Raw genomic sequence first — 22,434 nt, 5'->3', positions numbered from 1 at the left:
ATAGATGTAGAAAAAAGTGAGCAAAAGCTCACTTTTTTTAATAGATTGATTTATGTTTTCGATAGGTTTTGCCTTTCCATAAAAGGAGAAACGCAATGAATAATCCAATAAGTGAAAAGCTCAGAATAATCGATTGAATATCAATCCCTCTTGATACAAGGAACGTTACACCTGCATAAGCCAGGGGATCAAATCCATTCATGGCGAGAAAGACAATACTCATGACCCTACCCATAATGCGTGGATCTGTGTCTTCTTGAGCTGACGTGAAAAAAGGAATGGAAACAAATGTCATCGTAAACCCAATTAAAAATGCCAGCACAGTAAGAATGGTTAAGTTTGGAATTTGGCTAAAAGCGATCGCTACAATAAGTGTTGCGATTAAGCCAAGAATGGAAGTTAATCCTCGACGCCGGATTTTAACTGTGCCAATAATAGCCGTACTGACGAGCATACCAATCCCTAAACCTGCTTCAATATAACTCAAATTAATAGGCGTTCCACCATATGTTTCTACAAGAATGGGAATTGCAATGGAAATCGCTCCAAAAGCAAAAAAGTTTAGCGTAATTAGAATTAGAATACCCGTTACTAAAAATTTACTCGCTTTTACATAAGAAAACCCTTCTAGTAAATCTTTAAGCGGTGTTTGTTTGACCGTATTATCAACTGGTCCCTCTTTTAAGAAGGGAGGAAACATGAAGAAAGCCGATAATAATACAATGATTGCAGCAACAAGATAGCCTGTTGTTACCCCACCAAATTCCATCACACTTCCTGCAATGATAGGACCAACGACAAAACCAATTTGACCAAGCCCTTGAATGATGGCGTTTGCTTGCTTAATTTGGCTTTTTAGAACCATTTTCGGTATAAGCGATGTACCTGCAGGTCCTGAGAAAGCGTCCAGCGTACCGAAAATGAGTCCTAAACCGAGAAGATATTCAAATCGTAATTCACCTGATTGATGAAAGAAAAACACGATTAATACAGATATCCCTTGAATGAAACTTGTGCTAAACATAATAGTCGTTTTCTTAAATTTATCTGCAATGACCCCACCAAACGCCATCATGACAATTCTTGGCACCGTCATGGCAATTAAAATGATCCCTAATGAACGTGCTGACCCAAGATCTGAAATCACAAACCATGTCGTTGTCATAAAGAACATGCTATAGCCAATAATCGCTAAAAAACTTGCCATAAATAAAAAGATAAAGGGGCGATTTTTAAAGAGTGATTGATTCATTTTATTCGTCCTTTCAACAAGAAGATATATCTAAGCATAGGGTGTGACGTAAAGTCACACGCAAGTCTTTTTTACAGGAATTAATTTCAAATGAAGGGTAGCTGAATAATCCTCTACGATGTATAGTAGACGTATTATTCTTGGAAAACTCTGGAGGAAGAAACATGGAAGTCATTTATTTTGCCGGAGGATGTTTATGGGGCGTGCAAGCATTCATAAAAACATTACCTGGTGTCACATCAACTGAAGCAGGCAGAGCGAATGGTACAACGCAGATGTTGGCAGGACCTTATGATGGTTATGCAGAATGTGTCAGAACAACATTTGATCCCTGTATAGTAACCGTTCACGAATTAATGCACGATTTTTTTGAAATCATTGATCCTTATAGCCTTAACAAACAAGGCCAGGATGTCGGAAGGAAATACCGCACTGGGGTTTACAGTGAAAAGATTGCTCATCTTGATCAAGCGAAAGCGTTTATAGATGCAAGAGAGGATAAAGATTCGATCGTAGTGGAGGTTTTACCACTTACACATTACATACGCAGCGCAGATGAACACCAAGATCGATTGACTCGATGTCCAGACGATTATTGCCATATCCCTGAGACGCTTTTGAAAAAGTATCTGTAAGAAAATTTTATTAATACGATTAATGAGAATGTAGGAAGTACCATACAGATGAATCAAGTACATCAGTTAAAAGCTCATGCTGTACGTGTAAAGCGGCAACTTTCAAGAGCTTGATTATGGGCACGATTTTTAAGCAGCGCATACATGTTTAGATGGAGACAATCGACGTATTCTTATGGGAAGGTGTGTTTAGAAGAAAGTCATGGCTACAAACTTAAATCCATCTATAATTAACACGAGTAACAGCAAATGCTTGCTGTTACTCCATTTTTATTGCACCGTATACCCACCGTCAATGACCATCGTTTGTCCGGTAATGCCTCGTGCTTCTTCTGTTGATAAATAAACCGCCATACTTGAAACTTCTTCAACGGTGATTAAACGTTTTTGGGGAACAAGCGGGTAGATAACATCTTCTAACACCGTTTTTTCATCCACGCCACGCGCACGTGCCAAATCCTTCATCTGATTACGCACGAGAGGGGTATCGATATACCCTGGTGCAATGCAGTTCACCGTAATGTTTGACTCAGCACATTCTAAAGCAGCTACCTTAGACAAGCCAATCACACCGTGCTTTGCACTGTTATAGGCGGCTTTTCCTGCAAAACCTATTAACCCATTAATGGAAGACATATTGATAATGCGTCCATAACCTTGCTCTTTCATTACGGGTAAGGCAAATTTAATCGCTAAAAACGGACCTATAAGCATAATATCAATGAGCAAACGGTACCGGTCTACTTCAAATTCTTCAATTGGAGCAACGTGCTGCATACCAGCGTTGTTTATTAAAACGTCCAACCGCCCGAATTGACTCACTGTCTTTTCAATCATTTTTTGTACGTCTTTTTCTTTTGTCATATCAGCAAGAACAACGCTTGCTGTGTAGCCTTGCTCATCAAAAAAGGCTTTGGCACGTGCTAATCCAGCTTCATCGCGGTCAGCTAACATCACCTTTGCACCATTGGAGGCAAAGCGTTTTCCAATTTCAAAACCAATTCCACTTGCAGCACCTGTTATTAAGGCAACTTGATTTGAACGTGTCATAGAGAGATCCTCCAGATTCATCTACCATAGAATGTAGAACAAATAAATGTAGAAAGTGATGTCGATCATGTTCTGTGCTATTCAGCTCATAACGGTTTTTCGGGATTGTATTAATTAGTAGGAATGCATCTATCTAAAAAAGAAACTCTGAACAATGTTTTGGTAACAATAATAGAATAATTACTAAAAAGGAAAGGTATATCCAGTGTATTGCTGAACCTTCTGACAGCCTAACTTTCTTGCCAATGCAATAGAAGGCTTATTCTCTATCATACAATCCCAGTACGGAAGGACGTTTCGACTAACGCATTCGTTCACATAAGCGCGTGCACATGACTCAGCTAAACCTTGTCCGCGATGAGATGCTTTTGTCTCAATGCTTATATTATGAGCGCCTTTATACACAAAACCCGAATAGCAAATGCTAACGATTTCATTTTTGTAAACAATCCCATAGCCTATTCCTTGATTACAAAAGGCCTCCGTTGTATCCCAGCATTCGTTTATTTTCTTCTCAATCTCAGCAACATTCTGAAACACATTTGGAAGGTTAAACAAAGAATGATCAAGAGGAAGCAAATGATATCCCTTCTTTAGAGAGAAATGTGTTTTCTTTTGATCGATTTTATATACTTCCTGATGCCAGCTTTCAGTTTTACGGTGCGTAAACGCGTTCTCGAAAAAGGTATACCAACTTTCATGTGTGGCAATTGCTTCAAACCACGTTAAGCCTAATTGGGAAACTTCTTTTTTTAAAAATTGATCAATCCATTCGTTTAATTCTTTTACCAACGTAGGATTCTCCGCTTTGCCTATAAAAAGAAAACCGTCGTTATTACCAAGCCAAACGATTGCAGTTGCAGGGCAGTCTAAAGAATCGACAAAAATGCGACCAGAGTTTATCCCATTTATTACTGCGGCTGCTTCAAGCAAGGTTTCCTTATCAATCAGTTCATAACACTTATAAAATTCATTCCGCTGTAACTCATGAATCATTCCGTCCAGCTCCTACTGCTTGATGTTGAATGTTCACCGCGATGTGCTCACACTTCTTTAACGCCCATTTATAGTGAATCGACGTATTCGCGGCAAAATATGTATGCAAATTACTTGTTTTTGTCCACTTGTAATACTTTTTTGTCATGAGTTCTTCTTCAGTGTGGCGTTTGATTAAAGCCGTCAATCTCTCATGGCTTAATGTTGCTTTTTTGAGCGCTTGGTTCAACATCACATCTTGATACGCCTCCCGAATCCGTTGATTGAGAGAGTGTAGATTGCGCCACTTGTAACCAGGTGCGGGCATGAAAGGGGAATCGCCATCCATACCTTCACGATACCAGCGCTCCAGCATAGCCTGCCATTCATATACGTGCATGATGACGTCGCGAAAATTTTTATCACGATCACTGATGTCCACAGATAACGTTCTTTTTCGAGCGGGTACAGATTTTATAAGGTTTAGAAGAGCTTCGAACTGCATTTCATTATCCGCTAGTAGTTTTTCTTTTAACATGCCTTCATTCAATTGAAAGCTCACCTTTCATCATTTAATTTTAACTATTCGGAAAGAAATACATATGCACAAAGTTGCACTATTCGTTTGATCGAGATTGTTGATACAACTGAATTAGTTTTTTAAATATAGCAAAAACGACTCGAACAATGATACGGAGAAGCGCAAACATTAAAACGATAAAGGCAATCGCTACTAGCAAGGAGAGCCCTAATTGTATGCCTTCCATTAAACATCACCTAACCTTTTGTAACGTCGTTGTCATTCGCGCACGTAAATCGTGAAGCCAATCTTGTTCATGACTATTTTAAAATTGACAAGTTGGCTTTTCTATTTTGTCAGAAATAGAGTATGCTTAAGGGTGTGAGGTGTTATATGAATAAAAAATTATTTTCCAAGTATCCACTAAGTAACGAAATTAAACGTGCTCTATCTTTCTTACACTATACTAGTCCAACTTCTATTCAGCAAATGGTGATTCCATTGCTGCTTCATAAAGAAAAACAGGATCTTGTTGCCCAATCGCAAACAGGAAGCGGCAAAACAGCAGCCTATGGCATTCCTTTATGTGAAAAAATAGATTGGGATGAGAATAAAGTACATTCCTTAATTTTAACCCCAACCCGCGAGCTAGCAGATCAAGTGAAAGAGGATCTGACTGCAATCGGACGTTTCAAACGGCTCCATATTAAAGCCATTTACGGAAAACAGTCTTATGAAAAACAAAAATTAAGCCTAAAGCAAAAAACTCATGTTGTTGTTGGCACGCCAGGTCGGGTTCTTGACCATTTACAAAAAGGGACACTGGATGTATCGAAGCTTCAATATGTCGTCATTGATGAAGCGGACGAGCTTTTTAATAAAGGGTTTTTCGAACAAGTCGAGGCTATTTTTCAACAACTGCCGAAAGAACGAACCCATTTATTGTTTTCTGCTACATTTCCAGAAGAAGTGGAAGCTCTCATAGAAAACATTATGGACCACCCAGTCTATTTGAAAAACGAAGAAATAATGGACACCCCTGCCATTCAGCATATGGCAGTTCAAGTGACACAGCCGTTAAGCGATTTAATCCTCAATGTGCTCCATAAGGAAGGAGCTGACAATGCGCTCATTTTTTGCGAAACCCAACGAGATGTTGACCACCTTTTTCAAAAAATGAAAGCAACGACGCCATCACTCGGCAAGCTTCATGGCGGAATGAGACAGGAAGAGCGTTTACAAGTAATGAATCAATTTAAATCTGGCCAAATCCGATATTTGCTATCAACTAACCTTGCAGCGAGAGGAATTGATGTTCATAATCTAGCCCTCGTCATTCACGCAAGTTTCCCGCAATCGATTGAACATTATATTCATCGAACAGGGCGAACCGGGCGTAATGGCGCAGTTGGAAAATCGATTTTACTTGTTACAACAGACGACCAAGAAGCTTTGACTGAATTTGAACAAGAACTAGGGTTTACCTTTCTTTTTCAAGACATTCCACATGTTTCGACTCAACAAAAAAAGCATTTTTATCGAGATAAAACCGTTACACATGCAACAGAAGAAAAGAAAAAAATTAATGAAGGCATTATGAAGCTTTATTTAAACGGAGGTAAACAAAAGAAAATTCGCGCTGGTGATTTGGTCGGAACGATTACGTCAATTCCAAATGTAGACGCAAACGATATTGGCATTATTACAGTTGAGCAAAATGCAAGCTTTGTGGAAATTTTAAACGATAAAGGCTCACATGTGCTCGAACATTTACGTAAATCTACGGTCAAAGGAAAACAACTCAAAGTTCATCAAGCAAAGAAATAAAAGAAAGAACCGTTTCGTGGGGAACGGTTCTTTGCTTCATTAATTGGAAAGGAGAGAGGTGGAAGTCAATGAAAAATAGAGAATGTAACCATTGTAGGGAAGAAATCGCGGTGCTGAATGTTTTAAAAGGAGAATTTACCCAAGTAACATGCCCTCATTGTCATAAAAGAAACGAGCTAAGTAAGCGCTGCAAAAAGAAAAACATTGCTTTATCGAGTGTGTGGTTTATAAGTATGGTCTTCACGTTCATATATGTTGAGCAAATGGTTTGGCGGGTTACGTTGCTTATAGGTTTACTCATATCGACCTATTTTTCGTATTTAATCCATTTTGAGGTAGAAGATGAGGGCTACGATGTCTGATGATACGCTTGGAATCATTTTAGGAATAGGGCTAGTGCTAATTGTCTATACCGTGGTCTCTGTTGTTGTGAAAAAGAAATCGTTTGAGGTAGGTTGGAAACCTGAGTGGATCACATTCTTCTTGCTTTTACTAGGAATTGGCTTTTTAAGTGGCGTGATTTTAGGTGGTCTGTATGGCCCTTGGGGGATGATGGCACCAATACTGCTTTCTTTCGGCGTTGTCCCAGTATTGATTGTAATCGTCATTATAAAAAGTTTTTTCTTATACGTGTTGAAAAAAGATCTTTAACCATAATGTACTGTCACAAGTTACGAATCAAATAAGATCCCTACATTCTTAGAATTATTAAATGTTTACTAGCACACACATCGTAGTAAAATAAACACGCATATAGTCGGAGGAGCGATTTAATTGAAATTTAAGGCAAGGAAAGACTGGTATAGTGTGTTAATCCTTTTAATCGGAATCATTTGCCTGTACATTAGTATCTATTATCCGTTTATACATACAAGACACCATAATGACGACTTAACGGTCTTACTCATATATGGTTTCGTACTCCCACTAGGAATTTACACCATTTGGACGTGGTTTGGAACATCATACATACTAACTGAAGAAAAGCTAATCGTTAAACAAGGACCCATCCGTAAAGCCATTGAGCTTCATGATATTGAAGTGATAGAGAAAAGTTCACAACCGCTAGTGAACAATACGACGCTTTCTGCAGAGAACTTCATTGTTCACTATAGGCCGAATAAAACTGTTCGAATTGCACCGGAACATATAGACGTGTTTATTAATGAAATCCAAAACTATAACAGTCGTATTCGATTTCATAACCACTAAAAGAATACGTAAAAAATGCCTTTCCATTTTCCATTGGCAATATGAATGGACGTAAGAAGGGATTCGTAAGAGCACCAATAGGAATCGGCTTTATAAGTGGCGTGATTTTAGGAGGTCTGTATGGCCCTTGGGGCATGATGGCACCGATATTGCTATCGTTTGGTGTGATTCCAGTGTTGTTTACAATCGTTCTATTTAAAATTTTATTACTCTACGTATTAAAGAAAGATTAATAGTGAAAGTATGTGTCAGACAAGAAAAACCCGCATCTACTTATGCGGGAGTAACTTCAGTTTCTTTAACGACGTATGTGGTTTTCCCATTTAGGTTTTTAAAGGGGTAGACTTCAATTCGTTTTACAACTAAACCTTCATGATTAATACCTTCAAAAGTTGAGACTACGTTTTCAGAGTCTAAAACAGGGTCAGACCAATTTAAATCAGGAGAATTCTTGTCTTGAAAAAGCTTTTTTTGTGCGAAGCTTTCATTCTTTAAACTAGCCAATTTATCCATGCTCTTCACTCCTTACATGATTGATATTACAAGTCTTATATAACCTTGTTTAGTAAGAGCTAAACAAATTCATTTGCATAATTGAGCTCTCTAATGGAAAAAAGCCTTGATACGGAGGAAAATACCCGCTATAATGTCCTTTATAAATAGACATTTGTATTTATAGAGAGAACAAAAGGTGGTTTGGTCATGGAGAGAGCGATACAGATTGGATTGTTAGGGTTAGGAACGGTTGGTACAGGAGTCGCATCGATCATTAAACAGCATCAAGAAACATTATCCCATCAAATTGGACGGCATATTGAAATTAAGCGCGCGTTTGTTAAAAACATAAGCAAATCACGGGAATCTTGGCTCTCATCACTAGAGCTAACTGAAAATGCAAATGATGTTATTGATGATCCTTCCATTGACGTTATTATTGAAGTAATGGGTGGGATAGAAGAAACCCGCGAATTCATTGAGCGTGCCTTAAAGCAAAAGAAACATGTCATAACGGCAAATAAAGATTTAATGGCCGAGTATGGAGCAACCCTTTTACATAAAGCGAATGAGCACCATTGCGATCTATTCTATGAAGCGAGTGTCGCGGGTGGGATTCCAATCATTCGTACAATTACTGATGGCTTATCAGCAGATAAGCTTACAAAAGTAATGGGTATTGTAAATGGGACAACAAACTACATGCTGACTAAGATGACGGAGGAAAAGCGAACGTTTGATGATGTGTTAGATGAAGCGCAAACACTTGGTTATGCGGAAGCAGATCCAACTTCAGATGTTGATGGACTTGATGCAGCACGAAAAATGGCCATCCTTGCGACACTCGCTTTTTCTACACCGGTTCATATCTCTGATGTATCCGTTAAAGGGATTCGACATGTTTCTGATATCGATCTATCGTTTTGTGAGCAGTTCGGTTATACAATGAAATTAATTGGTTTAGCTCGAAAAGACGAGGGCCAACTAGAAGTCCGAGTAGAACCAACGCTTTTGCCAAATGCTCATCCATTAGCCAATGTTCACAATGAATTTAATGCGGTGCTTGTAGAAGGTGAAGCGATGGGGGAATCGATGTATTATGGACCAGGCGCAGGATCATTACCTACAGCGACAGCGGTTGTCAGTGATCTTGTGACTGTAGCAAAAAATATTCAGCGACGTGTCCACGGTATGTCTTATCAAACCCCGATGTTTCAAACGGCATTTAAACAAGAGAATGACATTCAATCACCTTATTTTATTCGCTTACATGTATACGACAGGGCCGGAACGTTTGCTGCGATTACCACTCTTTTCGCTCAACATGATGTTAGTTTTGAACGGTTAATTCAGCTACCTCTAGAAGATCAGCACGAGCAAGCGGAAGTTGTTTTAATCACACATACGACCACGGTAGCTGTTGTAAAAGAACTAGTAACGAAATTAAAACAGCTCGAAGCTGTTGCAAACGTTGCAAGTTACTATCGAGTTGAACAAAAAGGCTAATGTTCATTGTTTTGTTTAGCATAAAAGGACGATAAAAAAGAAACCTATTTCCGAAACTGGAGATAGGTTACTTTTTTATTACCAATCTGTTATAACGGTATCGGTTCCTGCATGAGGCGTTGTAAAAATTTGATTATTGCCGCTTTGCCAAACAACGTTGCCATTTTGATCTTTTTTAATATATTTATACTCCACTTTTTTTCCTGCAGGGACACTAATGTCATAGTACCAAGTCGGGTATTTATACATCACTTGATTAAACATTGGACCAATTGCTTTATTTGTGTCCCAATTCCCAAGCTCGCTAACATTTCCAACGATGTAAAGATTGGTTCCTGCATTTGTTGTTGCGTTGTTCACTGCAAAGCGAACGCTAACTTGATCACCAGTTAACACGTCAAATTTGCTATAAACAGGACTTTTCACGTTTGTCGCACTCACAACGGAAAGGTCGAAGTGCCCAGCTGTCACATTGGGAATCTTGGCTTCGATTTTTGTATTTGACCAAGACACCACTTCAGAGGGAGAAGAGCCAAATAGAACGCTGCCTTTTTTATCTCCAAAACCTTCGCCGCTTATCGTGATCGTGTTTCCAGCTTTCCCCATCATTGGGCCAACATGACCGATTAAAGGGGAGGATTGCGGTTTTGTGACCTGCCAAACAGATACACTGTTTGGACGTAGTTGAAAAGCATTCACGGATCCATTTGCTTGAACAGAAATAGCATGACCATCCAAACGCTGTTGAAGCTCATCGGCATAGTTCCCTTGAGGCAAAGACGTGTTGAGACTATTAATGGAGTAGCTCTTACTACTACTGTTCACAGCCGTTAGCACAACATGATTGCCAAATGTTCTTTCATAGATATAGACATCTGCGTTAATCCATCGTTCAGTTGTTTCTCCATAGCCTAAAGCCAAATTTGTTTGTTTTAAAGAAGCCAGCTTTTTAATCAGCTGATAGGAATTCGTCGAACGATCAAACGTCTTCATCGGCTTGCGATTCTCAGGATCATTTCCACCTGTTAAATATTGTTCTGTTCCATAATAAATCGTCGGAACACCTCGAGATGTAAGCATAACCGCTAACGCCATATCGGTTTGGCGTTTTGATTGCTCCACAGTGAAACGACTCATGTCATGATTGTCGATAAACGTGACTTGATCGATCACTTCGTCGTAATCGTTTTCCGTGCTCTCAATCATCGCGTGAAAATCATACCAGTTGCTGCTTCGATCTTTCAACACGCTTCGAATGGTTTGACCAAATCGAAAGTCTAACAAGCTCATGCCGCTTTCATTCGCAAAATGATGATTTTGAGGATCGACTTCTCCAGCTCCTAAAAACCATTCGCCAAATGTAAAAACCGGTTTATGCGTATAGATGTCGCTCATCAAGGACGTCTGCCAGCCTTCTGACATATGTTTAACAGCATCTACACGAATGCCGTCAATCCCTTTATCTAGCCATAGCTTAATTGATTCTTTTAAGTATTGATCCATGACTTTGTTCGTTAAATTATAGTCGGCTAAATCATATAAATTGCGGTAAATGCCGTCTTCATACGATGAAAAATCCGTTCCGCCGTTATGATGAAATAACCTGTTCGGATCATTTGAATACGTGCCTAACCGTACGCCATTATTATAGATGGCTCCATTTTCAGCATAATTAGGATTCGTTTCAAGAGCTGGTGATGAATGATTGGGTGTGAAGTCCATAATGATTTTAATCCCTTTGCTATGTGCTGTTTGAATTAATCGATCAAAATCAGCAAAGCTTCCATAATACGGGTTTGTTTTTTTATAGTCACGTGCCCAGTAGCCGTGGTACGATGTATAGCCACTCGGATGAAGGGCATATACATTCTCAACTGGCTGCGAAATCCAAATGGCTGTAATGCCTAACTCTGTTAAATAGCCATCATTCATTTTATTAATAATTCCTTGCCAGTCCCCTCCACAATATTTGTGCAAATCGCTACACGTTTGACTGAAGATTGCTCCAGAAGGATTATTCGCTGAATTTCCATCAGAGAACCGATCGGTGACAATTTGATAGATTACATCTTGAGAATAATTGACTTTGTTTGTTACGTCAGCCTGAACAATAGTAGGTGAAGAAAGTAGAAAGAAGAATAAAATGCTGATTGATGCCACTCTTATAATCATAGTAGAACCTTTCAAAGATGTTCCCCCTCTAAAAGAATGTAAGTAATAAAACAAACCCCGCCCTTTAAATGAATAAAAGACGGGGTTGTTTGGGTGTAACCAAAAGCATTGCCCTTATGAATGAGAAAAGTTGTTCTTTTAGTTTTAGTTGATGGACAATTTGTTCGTAAATGGGTAATTAGAACTAGAATTCAAAATCGGATCATAAATTTATCCATAATTGCAAAAATAAAAGATCGAGCAACGTTTATATTAAATAAAAGTTGGGAAGGGAGAAATAAGGAATATGTATGAGGGAGGAGGGGGCTCTTATTAGTAGAAAAGTTCGGTTATTAAATGATCTTCCTTTTCATTTAAATGAAAGTGGACAGGCCACAGTATTTGAAAATGATATTATTACATATCTCTGTAAGAACGATGTAACACTCTTCATGGAATATTATATTGGTGCAACATTTATGAATCAGCAGCGAATGGAAGAGACTTATTCTTTACATACTCTCATTAAACACTCTGTTATGGTTTATGACTGGCTCCAATTAAGGGACGAACCATGCAGCTTAAATGAAGTGACATTAAAATTTCAGTTAATGCACGTGGCTAAGTTAATGAGTAAAATTTCAGCAACAAACGTGAGCTCACCAGCCGAGTATTTGGAGAAATTAATCATTTTAGACCGTTATTAAACTTTTTCGCTACGTACATGTTCATTTTTAACGATGGATCAAATCCTATGGATAATACTTGAAATTAACCGTTCTTATGATTATGATAAAAGAAGCCTTCGTAAAGGAGGGAAGTATGGAACAGACAAAAGATGAGATGTTAATTCTCCTCATTCGTGATTGTGAGAATAAACTCAGCAGACCTTTAAAGAGGGCAGAGATTACTTTACTTAAATCTGTTTTTCGTAAAGAACCGAAATCTCTTCAATAGCGCATAGCCACTTCGCTATCTCTTATCTGTTCCATTTCTTTTTCCTTCATTCACTTCAAGATCTTGTCTTCTTAACACGTTTACCACATTCTCATAATCTTCAGGTGTATCAACATCTTGAAACGCAACATCATCTTCATATTGAATCCGCGTAACCCTGTTTTCTTCCGTTTGAACGATTATCTTTTTGGCCCCTTCTTCTCCAACTAACGATAGTAAATCGATAAATCTTCGTTTGTGACAAAAAATAGGTGGTTGAATGACACCATTATGCTCGCTTACGACAAAATCAATCGTGTCACGTTCTTCCTCACGATGAAACGCCTTGATCAAGCGATTAATGTGTTTAGGTGTTAATAAAGGTTGATCAGCGAGTAGAACAATTAACCCATCGAACTGAGAATCCATCGCCATTTTTGCGCTTAATTTTATCGATGCAGACTGTCCTTCCTTCGCAACAGGATTCGTAATGAATTGTAAGCGACCTGTATGATTTACCTGAGTGTAAAACGGAATTTCCTTATCTTTCACAAGGACATACACATAGTCAACATCGCTTTGCAATGCTGTTTTTATTGAACGTAAGCCTAAAGGTTCTTCACCAAGTGGAAGCATCAATTTATCTTCATTCATACGCCTTGAAAACCCAGCTGCCAAAATAAACGCCGCAATTTTCCCCATTTTTTCACCTCAGTAGTTAAATTCTTGCTGACTATATTTATAGTTAACATGCATTTAACTCTAGTTTCTCCATTCTTTTAATTGCCTCTTCTAAGCGATCTTCATCAGCTAATAAACCGATTCGCACATATCCTTCACCTTGTTCTCCAAATCCGTTTCCAGGTGCAACGACAAGATGTGCCTTCGTTAGTAAGTAATCTGCAAAGGGTTCCGATGTAAACCCAAATGGAACAGGCATCCACACGAAAAACGATCCTTTTGGCGCTTCCACTTCTAATCCAATCCGTTTTAATCCATTAATAAATACATTTCGGCGTTTCTCATAACGAGCCGCAAGCTCTTTCGTTTCTTTTTGATCGGATAAAAGTGCCGTTGCAGCAGCATGCTGAATGCCACCAAATAAACTAACGTAAAGATGATCTTGAAGCAAGTTCATCGCATTGATCACGGACGCATTTCCTACTGCAAAACCTACACGCCAGCCTGCCATATTATACGTTTTTGAAAGGGTGTACATCTCTACACCTGTTTCCTTTGCATCTTTTGCTTGTAAAAAACTCGGTGGTTTGACGCCGTCAAAGCCAATTGCTCCATAAGCAAGATCATGCACAACACAAATTTGATTTTCGCTAGCAAATTGAACCGTTTCCTCAAAAAATTCATGAGTGGCAACACCTGCTGTAGGGTTGTTTGGGTAATTTAAAAATAAGAGCTTCGCCTTTTCAACATCTTCTGGGGGGATGGCCGAATAATTAGGGAGAAACTCATTTTCAGCAAGAAGAGGGAAGAGTGCACTTTGCGCTTGAGCTAAAGCAATACCTGATGCGTAATCTGGATAACCAGGATCAGGAAGCAACGCGACATCACCAGGATTTAAAAGGCATTGACTAACCTCCACAAGTCCTGTTTTCGCGCCAAACAAAACCGCTACTTCCGTTTCTGGATCGAGGGTTACGTTGTATTCACGTTTATAGAATGTCGCTACCGCTTCTTTTAGAAACAAATGTCCACTAAAAGGACCATACTGATGATAAAGAGGGTCAGACGCTGCCTCTTGCAAAGCTTTTACGATGAAAGAGGGAGTAGGTAAGTCAGGGTTTCCTTGCCCAAGATTAATGATATCATGTCCTTTTGCAATTTGATCTCGCACTTTTGCTGTTAATTTCGCAAAAAATTGGTCAGGTAATCCTTGCAAAAGTTTGGATTGTTCAAATTTCGTCATATGTAAGTTCCTCCAATAGTACAAGGATTTTAGAAACGGAAAGCATATGTACAACTTCCTGTTAGTATCGCATATTCTGATAACGAACGCTTGAACTTTTATTAATCTTCTCAAAATGAATTGCTCATTTTAAGTGTAAACGTGGTAAGAATTCTGTTTAGTTCCAATATTACCATATTAATGAAACCTCATCGTAAATGTAACGTAAATACAATGAATGATAGATACCATTATGAGTAAAGGGGATTAAAAAGATGGATATTCAACTTGTGATGATGGTAATTGCCGGAAGTTTTTTAGCGATCATCGGTTTTTACTTTATGTATAAGCACTTAACAAAAACGTAATGCTGTATCATGAAAGTAAAGGGGGAGTTGGTTTTAATGAGACGAATTTATGATTATCTATCTATTGAACAAAAAATAAAGGTCGTTGCCGAGTTAAAGAAAGATCTTCAAGAATTGGGTGAAGAGTTAATGCAAAACAAAGAGTATACAAAGCTTGTACGAGATATTCTTTACAGCACTAAAGATAGTTGGACTATAGAAATACATGAATTAGAAGAAGAGATAAAACGGAGTACAAGCAATTAAAGTTAAAAAGCTATAAGCTGATTCTCAACCCAGTTTATAAATCATCACAAGCAATTTTTAATGTAGGAAAGAAGAAAAATTCAGTTCAACTGGCCCCATCATATTAGGTAAGCATACTCTTATTACAAGAAAATAACCTAAAATACCTATAATAACTCCAATAGCAATTACGAAAAGGGCTTTCTGGTTTCCGGACATTTATTTCACCTCATACTTACAATAACATAAAGTATGCCATCGTGAAGTGCTAGTTTTTCAGGACTCTCACTACATCACTGTTGCAAATTTAGACATGTAGTAACTTCGGTTATATAAGGATCAATTGGTGTGGAGAACAGACAAATGAATCAGTATTACTTTCAAGATGCATTAATCCTCACGAAATTGGCTTTTGTAATACTCCCTTTTTTGCGTGATTCAATCTATATGCGATCGGTTCAAAAATAAGTTCTCGAGAGCGATGGTTGTCTTACTTTTTCGTTGTTTTCAATCAATATCGATTTAATCATGCGCGGAATCCATCTTACCTTTATGGTAGCATTATATTTCCGTTTCCAAGGTTATTGAAAACGTAGAGCACGTTTGGAGGTTTCACTATGACAAAGAGTCGATTATTTGATGCACTAATTGCATTCATGGCAGTATCGATGGGGAGTTATTTAGGTATGTTAATCATTGAAGGGAGAGACTACAGTTTTACTGACAACTGGCTTCAACACGCTTTATATGGCGTTGGTTCAGCCCTCGTGTTTTTGATTTTCTATTCTTTGTTTATGAGGAGAAAAAAAGCAAACCGCTCTCAGAAAAAGTAGATAAGAGTATCAATAAGTAGTAACCCAATTCACAGCGCAAAAGAAAGGAACATGAAACAAATTCATAAGTAATGAGGGGATAGCATTCGTGCGTACAGATCTCTCTTTTATTAAAAATGAACGACATGTTAACGGTACAATTTCAAGGTAATTATTGCCGTCCTGATTATAAATTCCATAAATTTTTCGTAAAACCCTTACGGTTATGTTAACCTTAATTTAATATAGGTTAACAATAAGGGTGGGGTAAAATGAATGCCATACGATTAACGATTTACTCAGGAGCAACCATAATTTTTATTACATGGGTATTTTTGCACTACATCGATGTCTGGTCTTCAGAACGATTTATTGAAATTATTTTTTTCTTCATAATGATAATTTCAATATCTACTGTTGGTTATCATTATTCAAGATTTAAGAGCAACAAATAATTTAAATGGTATAATAGATGCGTTCGCATAGATTGACTGGTATTTATTTTTAATAGATGGTATTATTCGAAATATCAAAACTGTTCAAAAAGGACGTTTTTAAATGAATAACCCGAAAGGATATATCAAAATCTCTTTCATTACATATTTACTCTGTTCTTTCATTTTTTTTATGCTTGAGTACGCTGCTCCAGCCTATGACTGGTCATTTTTCATCACTGCAAGTTTTCTTTATTGGCTAGTTGTTTCAGGAGAATATCAGCGAAAGTTTCGTAGAAAGGCTTCACCTTAAAGCTTCCAATAGGGGGCTTTTTTATTTGCTAGTGTTATGAATACGTGAAACCTGATTCTTAGTCCGAAAGGTTTTAGTTTTGCTAACTTTATTGTAGAATGACTATCGCACAACTTACATTGTTGCAAATCTTGAATTAGGTGTGATTAGGTTGGAAGACTTTGATTATTATTATGAAATGTTGGTCAATGTTAATTCAAAAACAGAGCAAGTTGTTTTTAACGATAGTCTTGAAAAAATATATACCCTCAGACGGTTTAATGACAATATTATTGATAAGCTCTTGGCTTATAGAGAGCCAAAATCTTGTGTAAATATCTTATTAAGGGACGAATTGGGTAAATCCCAAGTCACTGTTACAGAATCCTGGAGTTTCAAACGGAAATTCAATATTAAGTCTCAGGCTACTACTGAACCAATCTCTGCAAAGGCTAACCCTCAACTATTTGAGGTGAGATTCGGCAGAGAAACCTACAGTATTGTAAAAAGTGACGATAGCATTAGAATCGTATACAAAGACAATCAAAAGGTACTAGAATCAAGGATAAAAAGAAAAGGGCTCTCATTAAATCATTACATCAAAATCTATAATCAAGAGATTGACATCGAGCTAGTGATAGCATGCTTACATACTTTTATTATTGCTTATTAGCAAACGCTAGTCACTTTAAATATAAAGCCAGAATAAATATAATATTCTTCGCAGTTTATGGACTTCTTTGGGATTAACTGTACGGTAGGACCACATTAAGATGTTATTGTAAATAACAACATATACATAGGAGTTGCTTTTATGTTGAGTATCTTTGGAAACCACTACCGATTGAACAGCTTATTACTCTATGTAGTTTTTTTCTTGAGCATAGGAATTATAAGTTTGAATTTACTCTACAAACTAAAATTTGGAGCAGATCTGATATCTGTCAACATGGGTATTGGTGTTGTTCTCCTAGTTTATTCTAGTTCTAATTTGTTCTTTAAATAACTAGAGTACCTTCAATCAGTTTGAGCGGTTTAGTACAGATTAACTTTACCGCTCGGTTTATGGACTGGAATCGTCTGTATCCAATCACTTAAAATGGTGGATATTAAAAATATCAAAACTTCGTTAATTAAGGAGTTGTAAATTATGTCCAAAGGTATAATCGCTTTAATAGCTCTAACTTCAGCTGTTGTATGGTATTTTGTATCCAGAGAGGCGATGGAGTCATCTAAAGATATAAACTGGCAAAAATTAATGCTCCTATTATTAGCGGGGTCTGTTACGACACTAATTATAAACATCTTACTATTTAGAAACTTGTCGATTTTTTAGAATGGAAGTAATGAAAACAGAAGCAGCCTGTAGAGTAAGAATATCCTTAATCTGTTTATTAAAACGATGATTAAAAGGATGGTTTAGATGTCGAAGTACAACGCTATACCACTAATTAACGCTCATATTATTTCAGATTACCCAGTTTATTTAACGATCACTATGGATAATACCGACCATTCTTTTAATGTTCAGCAATAAAGCTGAAGTAAAAGAATCAATTTATCAGGTAAACTTGCAGAAGGAGCAATCAAATGAGGAAGACTTATTTAATTGCATTAATCATTTTTCTATTACTAAGTAGTACGATAATAATATTTAATCCTAATCCTTTAATCTATATCCAATTTATTGGACTATCTATATGTTATTTACTGCATTACGTCATGAGTAAAAAGAAAACTAAAAATAGAGCAGATGAGTAGGCTTATCGTATTCTCAGAACTTTTTATGCTAGCTTTCAGGATAATAACTTTCTTTGTACCTAGTCAACTTATAGGTAACATATCTTTTTAAACTCAATGATCGTAAAAGAAGGTGGCGTAAGTATGAAAAAGAATATACTCTTAGTTTCAGGAGTTTTCACAGTCAGTCTTAGTGTTATAATGTTATTTTTTTCTTCAATTTTCTCCTCATTAAGTAACAATACTCTTTTAACTACAGTATGTTTCTTGGGGATAGCAGGCTCCATCCTTGGACTTTCCAGTCTCTGAACCAATGATCATAGTTAAAAGGATACGTTTCCAAGAACTAAAAGGCATTTATATAAGATGTCTTATTTTTCATGCATTTTATGGATACTGCGAAGTTCGCCTTATTTTATGTCGCTAATCGTACACGTTAGTGAGACAAGAAGGCTTCAAACTGGTTGAAAGCGTAATTTGATTTACATTTTAAATAAAAACCATTACCTTGAGATTCACTATAATAGCACATTACCTTTCATTATGAAGTTTGAGCTAGGTCATTTAAAGGGATAGTTTAGAGGAAGGAAAAATTTACAAGGAGTTGTCGTTTATGAGCCCACGAATGTTAGCAATATTCATAGCTGCTATCCTATTTATAGTAGCAGAGCCAATACGTGCCTTCATACAAAATGAACCCCTCTCGGATATTTATCTAACAGTTATCTCCCTATTAGGTGTCATTATTGTTATTACAGCTATCAGTTTTTACTTTAGATTCCGGTCTCGAAAACAAGCACTTGAACGAGCACATAAGGAAGATCAATTAGAACAATTAACAACTGAGACGCTGAATCAAGGGGAATATGCGTATCAAGAACCGTATTGGATGATGCATAACCACCCTGTACAAATTTATAATGAGAGTAAGCAAGCCATTGCAAGTTTTCAATTTCGGTTTAGAAACCGCTATGAAAAATGGGTATCATTATTAGGCTTTATTGACTATCGTAACGTAGAAGTCAAAGATCACCTCTCAGGAGATATCGTTTATTTTGAACATATACCTATGAGAAAATCGCTTTGGCGCGACAAGTGGATTGTCTACAAAAATAATAACAAGCATGGAAGCTTCGAAGTGGCAAAACTATCACGAAAACAATTGGAAAATCAAATGTTATTCTCTTATAAACCAGAAGATGGGACTCAGTACGAGGTGATAAGCCCAAGACTTAGCAGAGAAACTAAGGTGAAAGAAATAAATGATGGTCCTGTAATTTTAATGGCAAACCGTACGTTACTTGAGATAAAAGGAAAAGGGAGAGAGGGCAACCGTGGTCGGAAGCACGAGTTAGACGACCAGTTACCTGAACGCCTTTCTTTTATCGAAAAAGTAGGCATCTATCAACAAGCAATTGTTAAAGTTGAGAATAGTCGATAAAACCTTTTCAAACATTATTAGGTTATAATATTCTAATTAACGATCGAGAGCTTTCCTCTTTTAAAGGAAAGCTCTTTTATCATATTGCCAAAGGACCAGGTTCGTTTATCTCGTTATAAGGAGTTTTCTATGATTCATTTTGTCGCAGCTTTTGTAACCGTCCTCGTAATAGGGCTTTTGGTTGCGAGTCCATCTTTGTTTGCCACACCCGAACCCGGTGTGTATCAATTTGATTTCTCTGAACGGTTTTTCTTTGTCGCGATCTATTTTTTGCCAGCTTATGTTGTGCTTGGAGCCCCAGCATCCTACATCATTCGTAAACTATTAAGCAAATGGCCAGACTTCAATACTTACTCAGTGAACTTATTTTTTTATGCTTTGACAGGCGGAATGGCGGGGATCATCGTGGTCCTTCTATTCGGTCAGCCCCAGTCATTAATGGATTACATCGCAGTCTTTGTTATAGGATCTGTCGCTGCTATTTTTTATTTTCATGTTTATCTTTTGACTGAATCCATCTGGAAACGAATCAAAAAACCGCAATCTCCTTGAGGATTGCGGTTTTTCGGATGATTAATGGCACTTACATCTGCAACAACACTTGCAGCGCTTCAGTTGCCGACACCTGGCGAAAAACTGAGGGGAGTAAGGTGGCGCGACACGGACGAAGCGAGCGATAAAGACAAGGTCTCCCGTTGTACCTGCTGGAATGACTGTTACTTGGTTGCCGGCCTGATCAAACCAGCCGACGAAGCGGAACCCTGGTACTCTGCCTGGGTTTTGCAGGACGATTGGTAAATCTTCTGGTCGATAACTTGTTGGATTTGGATTAGATGCGCCCATTAAATTTAAATAGGTGATGCGAAAGGCTGGATCAAATACGAGCACGACTTGATTGTTCAGCAAGCGAACAACCCAATCGTCAAATCCCGTTACTGGTTTCGCGAATTGATCGGCGTCGCTTTGCGCTAATACCGGATACTGAGGTGTCGGAACACCAACAACAATCGGACTTTTAGCCGGGTCTGGAAAAACATAGTCGGTTTGATCAAGCTGAATGGTTGATCCAGGTAAGAGTGGCTGTGTAACCTGGACAACGTTATCAATACTAGGAATAAACACGCCACTTGTCGCATTTGTTGTATCTTGTGCATTCAAAGTACCACCATTAAAAATACCTGGTGCAATTGCAGCAGTATTGTTGACGGGTACACCAATTGATGTTGTTCCAGAAATAGTCAACGTCCCGAGGTTGTTTATCGCGCCTCCTGTTTGAGCGGCCGAATTACCAGAAAATGTGCCATCTTGCTCATTAAATGTGCCAGTTGGATTAATTTGCACCGCACCAGCATCCCCTGTACTTGTATTGCCGATAAATTGAGTATTGTTAGAACTGTTTAGTGTAGCGCCATTGTTGATAAAAATGGCGCCTCCAACAGCGGATTGATTTTGGGCGAGTAAAGAGGAAGTTGTGGTTGCGGTGGCACCTTCGTTAATGAATAAGCCGCCCCCTCCACCGGTTGTGGAATTGTTCGTCAAAGAAGAGTTGCTAAATTTTGCTACCGTGTTGGCATTCTGGAAAACCCCACCGCCACCACCATCTCCTGCTTGATTCCCTTGGTAAATGTTGTTGTTTCCACTAAAATTAGAGTCAATGTTGATGAACAAGCCGCCACCAGCTTGGCTTGCTGTATTTGTTATAAACGAGCTGTCAGTAAGCGTTGTATCGCTGCCGTTAATAAATAATCCACCACCATTAGTAGAGGAATTACTTTCAAACGCACAACCTGTGATTGAGGTGTTGCCAATTAATTGGTTCAAATAGAGACCGCCGCCATCACCGCCTCCTGAATTTTCGCGAAACGTCGTGTTAGCGACGCTTGCGATACCACCGCCGTTTAGATAACAGCCACCACCATCAACGGCGCAGTGATTTCCGACGAAGGATGATCCTGTAAGAGTTGTTGAGACATTATTATTTGAAAACAAACCGCCTCCAAACCCGTTTACAGCGTTATTCCCTGTGAACGTACAGTCTGTTATGTTTCCAACGACCGACGTATTTAAGAAAAGACCAGCACCATTCTGTTGAGAAGTGTTGTTTAAAATCGAGCAACCAGTAGCTGTCATGCTCGCATTGGCATTTACATATATACCGCCGCCTTCAAGTGCTGTGCTGTTTGCGACTGTGCAATCCGTAAGTGTCGCTGTTCCGTTTGCGTTGACAAAAATGGAACCACCTTGAGCACTTGATGAATTTGTCGTAAAAACTGAATTGGTACAAGTTAGTGTTGTTCCAATATCGGCAAAGACCGCGCCACCAACTGAAGTAGCGTTATTGTTTTGTAGAATCGAATTAGAAATGGTTAAATTCCCGGTTGATGTTACTAACGGGGAGGCGGTTGCTCCCTGACCGTCAATCGTTAACGAATCAAGTGTGACAATGCCGGCGGGCTGAATTGCAAATAATGGCCCGACAAAGCCGAGAGCGCGGGTTAACGTAATAGCCGAACTACTGCCACGGATAATGGTTTGGTAATTAAGAAAAATCGTCGCAGGGAAGGCAAGGTTTTCAGCAATCGTAATATCAGGGTCTAGTGCAGTGACAGCCGCTTGCAGTTCTGCAAAAGTCGTTACTGTAGCCATAAAAAACTCCTTTC

General features: G+C 38.2%; 23 protein-coding genes. 13 read left to right on the top strand and 10 right to left on the bottom strand.

The genetic code is table 11. The annotated features are described in order from the left end of the window. Positions 1 to 37 precede the first annotated feature (37 nt). Positions 38 to 1,252, bottom strand: a complete 1,215-nt coding sequence (locus ABC361_RS10005; protein WP_413073849.1) for an MFS transporter — start codon at positions 1,250 to 1,252, stop codon at positions 38 to 40. Positions 1,253 to 1,416: 164 nt separating this feature from the next. On the opposite strand from ABC361_RS10005, the gene ABC361_RS10000 reads away from it, so the two are divergent. Next, a complete protein-coding gene (locus ABC361_RS10000) occupies positions 1,417 to 1,887 on the top strand; it encodes a peptide-methionine (S)-S-oxide reductase (protein WP_413073848.1) in 471 nt (156 codons plus the stop codon). A 270-nt stretch (positions 1,888 to 2,157) separates the two neighbouring features. Here ABC361_RS10000 and ABC361_RS09995 read toward each other — a convergent pair whose 3' ends face one another. The 4 genes from ABC361_RS09995 to ABC361_RS09980 all read right to left on the bottom strand — a co-directional run bounded on the left by ABC361_RS09995 (position 2,158) and on the right by ABC361_RS09980 (position 4,679). Continuing rightward, positions 2,158 to 2,937: a 3-hydroxybutyrate dehydrogenase gene (locus ABC361_RS09995; RefSeq protein ID WP_413073847.1), complete on the bottom strand. Its 780-nt coding sequence runs from the start codon at positions 2,935 to 2,937 to the stop codon at positions 2,158 to 2,160. A gap of 183 nt (positions 2,938 to 3,120) precedes the next feature. Then, positions 3,121 to 3,933 carry a GNAT family N-acetyltransferase gene (locus ABC361_RS09990; protein ID WP_413073846.1) on the bottom strand — a complete coding sequence of 271 codons (813 nt, stop codon included), beginning with the start codon at positions 3,931 to 3,933 and terminating at the stop codon, positions 3,121 to 3,123. After that, positions 3,923 to 4,462 (bottom strand): ClbS/DfsB family four-helix bundle protein, encoded by a 540-nt coding sequence (locus ABC361_RS09985; RefSeq protein WP_413073845.1) that lies wholly within the window; start codon positions 4,460 to 4,462, stop codon positions 3,923 to 3,925. The genes ABC361_RS09990 and ABC361_RS09985 overlap by 11 nt, the downstream gene beginning before the upstream one ends. Positions 4,463 to 4,529: 67 nt before the next feature. Beyond that, positions 4,530 to 4,679, bottom strand: coding sequence for a hypothetical protein (locus ABC361_RS09980; protein WP_413073844.1), 150 nt, complete (start codon positions 4,677 to 4,679; stop codon positions 4,530 to 4,532). A gap of 146 nt (positions 4,680 to 4,825) precedes the next feature. Between ABC361_RS09980 and ABC361_RS09975 the strand changes: the two genes are divergently transcribed. From ABC361_RS09975 to ABC361_RS09960, 4 genes are all read left to right on the top strand, one after another. Continuing rightward, entirely contained in the window at positions 4,826 to 6,259 is a 1,434-nt protein-coding gene (locus ABC361_RS09975; RefSeq protein ID WP_413073843.1) for a DEAD/DEAH box helicase, read from the top strand. A 68-nt stretch (positions 6,260 to 6,327) separates the two neighbouring features. Then, complete coding sequence (locus tag ABC361_RS09970) at positions 6,328 to 6,621, top strand: hypothetical protein (RefSeq protein ID WP_413073842.1); 294 nt, start codon at positions 6,328 to 6,330, stop codon at positions 6,619 to 6,621. Then, positions 6,614 to 6,910, top strand: coding sequence for a hypothetical protein (locus tag ABC361_RS09965; RefSeq protein WP_413073841.1), 297 nt, complete (start codon positions 6,614 to 6,616; stop codon positions 6,908 to 6,910). Before ABC361_RS09970 ends, ABC361_RS09965 begins: the two co-directional genes overlap by 8 nt. 123 nt (positions 6,911 to 7,033) lie before the next feature. After that, entirely contained in the window at positions 7,034 to 7,471 is a 438-nt protein-coding gene (locus ABC361_RS09960; protein WP_413073840.1) for a PH domain-containing protein, read from the top strand. 273 nt (positions 7,472 to 7,744) lie between these two features. On the opposite strand, the gene ABC361_RS09955 is transcribed toward ABC361_RS09960, so the two are convergent. Beyond that, a complete protein-coding gene (locus ABC361_RS09955) occupies positions 7,745 to 7,984 on the bottom strand; it encodes a hypothetical protein (RefSeq protein WP_413073839.1) in 240 nt (79 codons plus the stop codon). A 189-nt stretch (positions 7,985 to 8,173) separates the two neighbouring features. Between ABC361_RS09955 and ABC361_RS09950 the strand changes: the two genes are divergently transcribed. Then, positions 8,174 to 9,472 (top strand): homoserine dehydrogenase, encoded by a 1,299-nt coding sequence (locus ABC361_RS09950; protein WP_413073838.1) that lies wholly within the window; start codon positions 8,174 to 8,176, stop codon positions 9,470 to 9,472. 78 nt (positions 9,473 to 9,550) lie between these two features. Here the strand turns inward: ABC361_RS09950 and ABC361_RS09945 are convergent, their stop codons facing one another. After that, positions 9,551 to 11,659 (bottom strand): alpha-amylase family glycosyl hydrolase, encoded by a 2,109-nt coding sequence (locus ABC361_RS09945; protein ID WP_413073837.1) that lies wholly within the window; start codon positions 11,657 to 11,659, stop codon positions 9,551 to 9,553. Positions 11,660 to 11,934: 275 nt separating this feature from the next. Between ABC361_RS09945 and ABC361_RS09940 the strand changes: the two genes are divergently transcribed. Together ABC361_RS09940 and ABC361_RS09935 are read left to right on the top strand one after the other, a co-directional pair. Continuing rightward, positions 11,935 to 12,330 carry a hypothetical protein gene (locus tag ABC361_RS09940; RefSeq protein WP_413073836.1) on the top strand — a complete coding sequence of 132 codons (396 nt, stop codon included), beginning with the start codon at positions 11,935 to 11,937 and terminating at the stop codon, positions 12,328 to 12,330. Between the two features lie 115 nt (positions 12,331 to 12,445). Then, the gene (locus ABC361_RS09935; protein WP_413073835.1) at positions 12,446 to 12,580 is read left to right on the top strand and encodes a hypothetical protein; all 135 of its coding nucleotides are present in this window, start codon (positions 12,446 to 12,448) and stop codon (positions 12,578 to 12,580) included. Positions 12,581 to 12,595: 15 nt separating this feature from the next. Here the strand turns inward: ABC361_RS09935 and ABC361_RS09930 are convergent, their stop codons facing one another. Beyond that, complete coding sequence (locus ABC361_RS09930; RefSeq protein ID WP_413073834.1) at positions 12,596 to 13,261, bottom strand: nucleotidyltransferase family protein; 666 nt, start codon at positions 13,259 to 13,261, stop codon at positions 12,596 to 12,598. Between the two features lie 43 nt (positions 13,262 to 13,304). Continuing rightward, a complete protein-coding gene (locus ABC361_RS09925; RefSeq protein ID WP_413073833.1) occupies positions 13,305 to 14,483 on the bottom strand; it encodes a pyridoxal phosphate-dependent aminotransferase in 1,179 nt (392 codons plus the stop codon). Positions 14,484 to 14,866: 383 nt separating this feature from the next. Here ABC361_RS09925 and ABC361_RS09920 point away from each other — a divergent pair, with 383 nt between their 5' ends. From ABC361_RS09920 to ABC361_RS09900, 5 genes are all read left to right on the top strand, one after another. Then, positions 14,867 to 15,076: a hypothetical protein gene (locus tag ABC361_RS09920; RefSeq protein WP_413073832.1), complete on the top strand. Its 210-nt coding sequence runs from the start codon at positions 14,867 to 14,869 to the stop codon at positions 15,074 to 15,076. Between the two features lie 596 nt (positions 15,077 to 15,672). Then, complete coding sequence (locus tag ABC361_RS09915; protein WP_413073831.1) at positions 15,673 to 15,888, top strand: hypothetical protein; 216 nt, start codon at positions 15,673 to 15,675, stop codon at positions 15,886 to 15,888. An 877-nt stretch (positions 15,889 to 16,765) separates the two neighbouring features. After that, complete coding sequence (locus ABC361_RS09910; protein ID WP_375078522.1) at positions 16,766 to 17,266, top strand: tubby C-terminal domain-like protein; 501 nt, start codon at positions 16,766 to 16,768, stop codon at positions 17,264 to 17,266. A 1,680-nt stretch (positions 17,267 to 18,946) separates the two neighbouring features. Then, on the top strand, positions 18,947 to 19,774 hold the full coding sequence (locus tag ABC361_RS09905; protein ID WP_413073830.1) for a tubby C-terminal domain-like protein: 828 nt from the start codon (positions 18,947 to 18,949) through the stop codon (positions 19,772 to 19,774). Between the two features lie 129 nt (positions 19,775 to 19,903). Further along, on the top strand, positions 19,904 to 20,326 hold the full coding sequence (locus tag ABC361_RS09900) for a hypothetical protein (RefSeq protein WP_413073829.1): 423 nt from the start codon (positions 19,904 to 19,906) through the stop codon (positions 20,324 to 20,326). A gap of 21 nt (positions 20,327 to 20,347) precedes the next feature. On the opposite strand, the gene ABC361_RS09895 is transcribed toward ABC361_RS09900, so the two are convergent. After that, positions 20,348 to 22,420: an autotransporter outer membrane beta-barrel domain-containing protein gene (locus tag ABC361_RS09895; protein WP_413073828.1), complete on the bottom strand. Its 2,073-nt coding sequence runs from the start codon at positions 22,418 to 22,420 to the stop codon at positions 20,348 to 20,350. Positions 22,421 to 22,434: the final 14 nt, after the last annotated feature.

This window comes from Shouchella phoenicis (genome assembly GCF_047238345.1).
GTDB lineage: Bacteria > Bacillota > Bacilli > Bacillales > Bacillaceae_D > Shouchella.
This window is presented reverse-complemented; position numbering and strand designations above follow the sequence as displayed.

Coding starts and splice junctions, on each gene's coding strand:
- ABC361_RS10005 (WP_413073849.1), bottom strand. CDS start 1,252: ATGAATCAATCACTCTTTAAAAATCGCCCCTTTATCTTTTTATTTATG.
- ABC361_RS10000 (WP_413073848.1), top strand. CDS start 1,417: ATGGAAGTCATTTATTTTGCCGGAGGATGTTTATGGGGCGTGCAAGCA.
- ABC361_RS09995 (WP_413073847.1), bottom strand. CDS start 2,937: ATGACACGTTCAAATCAAGTTGCCTTAATAACAGGTGCTGCAAGTGGA.
- ABC361_RS09990 (WP_413073846.1), bottom strand. CDS start 3,933: ATGATTCATGAGTTACAGCGGAATGAATTTTATAAGTGTTATGAACTG.
- ABC361_RS09980 (WP_413073844.1), bottom strand. CDS start 4,679: ATGGAAGGCATACAATTAGGGCTCTCCTTGCTAGTAGCGATTGCCTTT.
- ABC361_RS09975 (WP_413073843.1), top strand. CDS start 4,826: ATGAATAAAAAATTATTTTCCAAGTATCCACTAAGTAACGAAATTAAA.
- ABC361_RS09970 (WP_413073842.1), top strand. CDS start 6,328: ATGAAAAATAGAGAATGTAACCATTGTAGGGAAGAAATCGCGGTGCTG.
- ABC361_RS09965 (WP_413073841.1), top strand. CDS start 6,614: ATGTCTGATGATACGCTTGGAATCATTTTAGGAATAGGGCTAGTGCTA.
- ABC361_RS09955 (WP_413073839.1), bottom strand. CDS start 7,984: ATGGATAAATTGGCTAGTTTAAAGAATGAAAGCTTCGCACAAAAAAAG.
- ABC361_RS09950 (WP_413073838.1), top strand. CDS start 8,174: ATGGAGAGAGCGATACAGATTGGATTGTTAGGGTTAGGAACGGTTGGT.
- ABC361_RS09940 (WP_413073836.1), top strand. CDS start 11,935: ATGAGGGAGGAGGGGGCTCTTATTAGTAGAAAAGTTCGGTTATTAAAT.
- ABC361_RS09935 (WP_413073835.1), top strand. CDS start 12,446: ATGGAACAGACAAAAGATGAGATGTTAATTCTCCTCATTCGTGATTGT.
- ABC361_RS09930 (WP_413073834.1), bottom strand. CDS start 13,261: ATGGGGAAAATTGCGGCGTTTATTTTGGCAGCTGGGTTTTCAAGGCGT.
- ABC361_RS09925 (WP_413073833.1), bottom strand. CDS start 14,483: ATGACGAAATTTGAACAATCCAAACTTTTGCAAGGATTACCTGACCAA.
- ABC361_RS09920 (WP_413073832.1), top strand. CDS start 14,867: ATGAGACGAATTTATGATTATCTATCTATTGAACAAAAAATAAAGGTC.
- ABC361_RS09915 (WP_413073831.1), top strand. CDS start 15,673: ATGACAAAGAGTCGATTATTTGATGCACTAATTGCATTCATGGCAGTA.
- ABC361_RS09905 (WP_413073830.1), top strand. CDS start 18,947: ATGAGCCCACGAATGTTAGCAATATTCATAGCTGCTATCCTATTTATA.
- ABC361_RS09900 (WP_413073829.1), top strand. CDS start 19,904: ATGATTCATTTTGTCGCAGCTTTTGTAACCGTCCTCGTAATAGGGCTT.
- ABC361_RS09895 (WP_413073828.1), bottom strand. CDS start 22,420: ATGGCTACAGTAACGACTTTTGCAGAACTGCAAGCGGCTGTCACTGCA.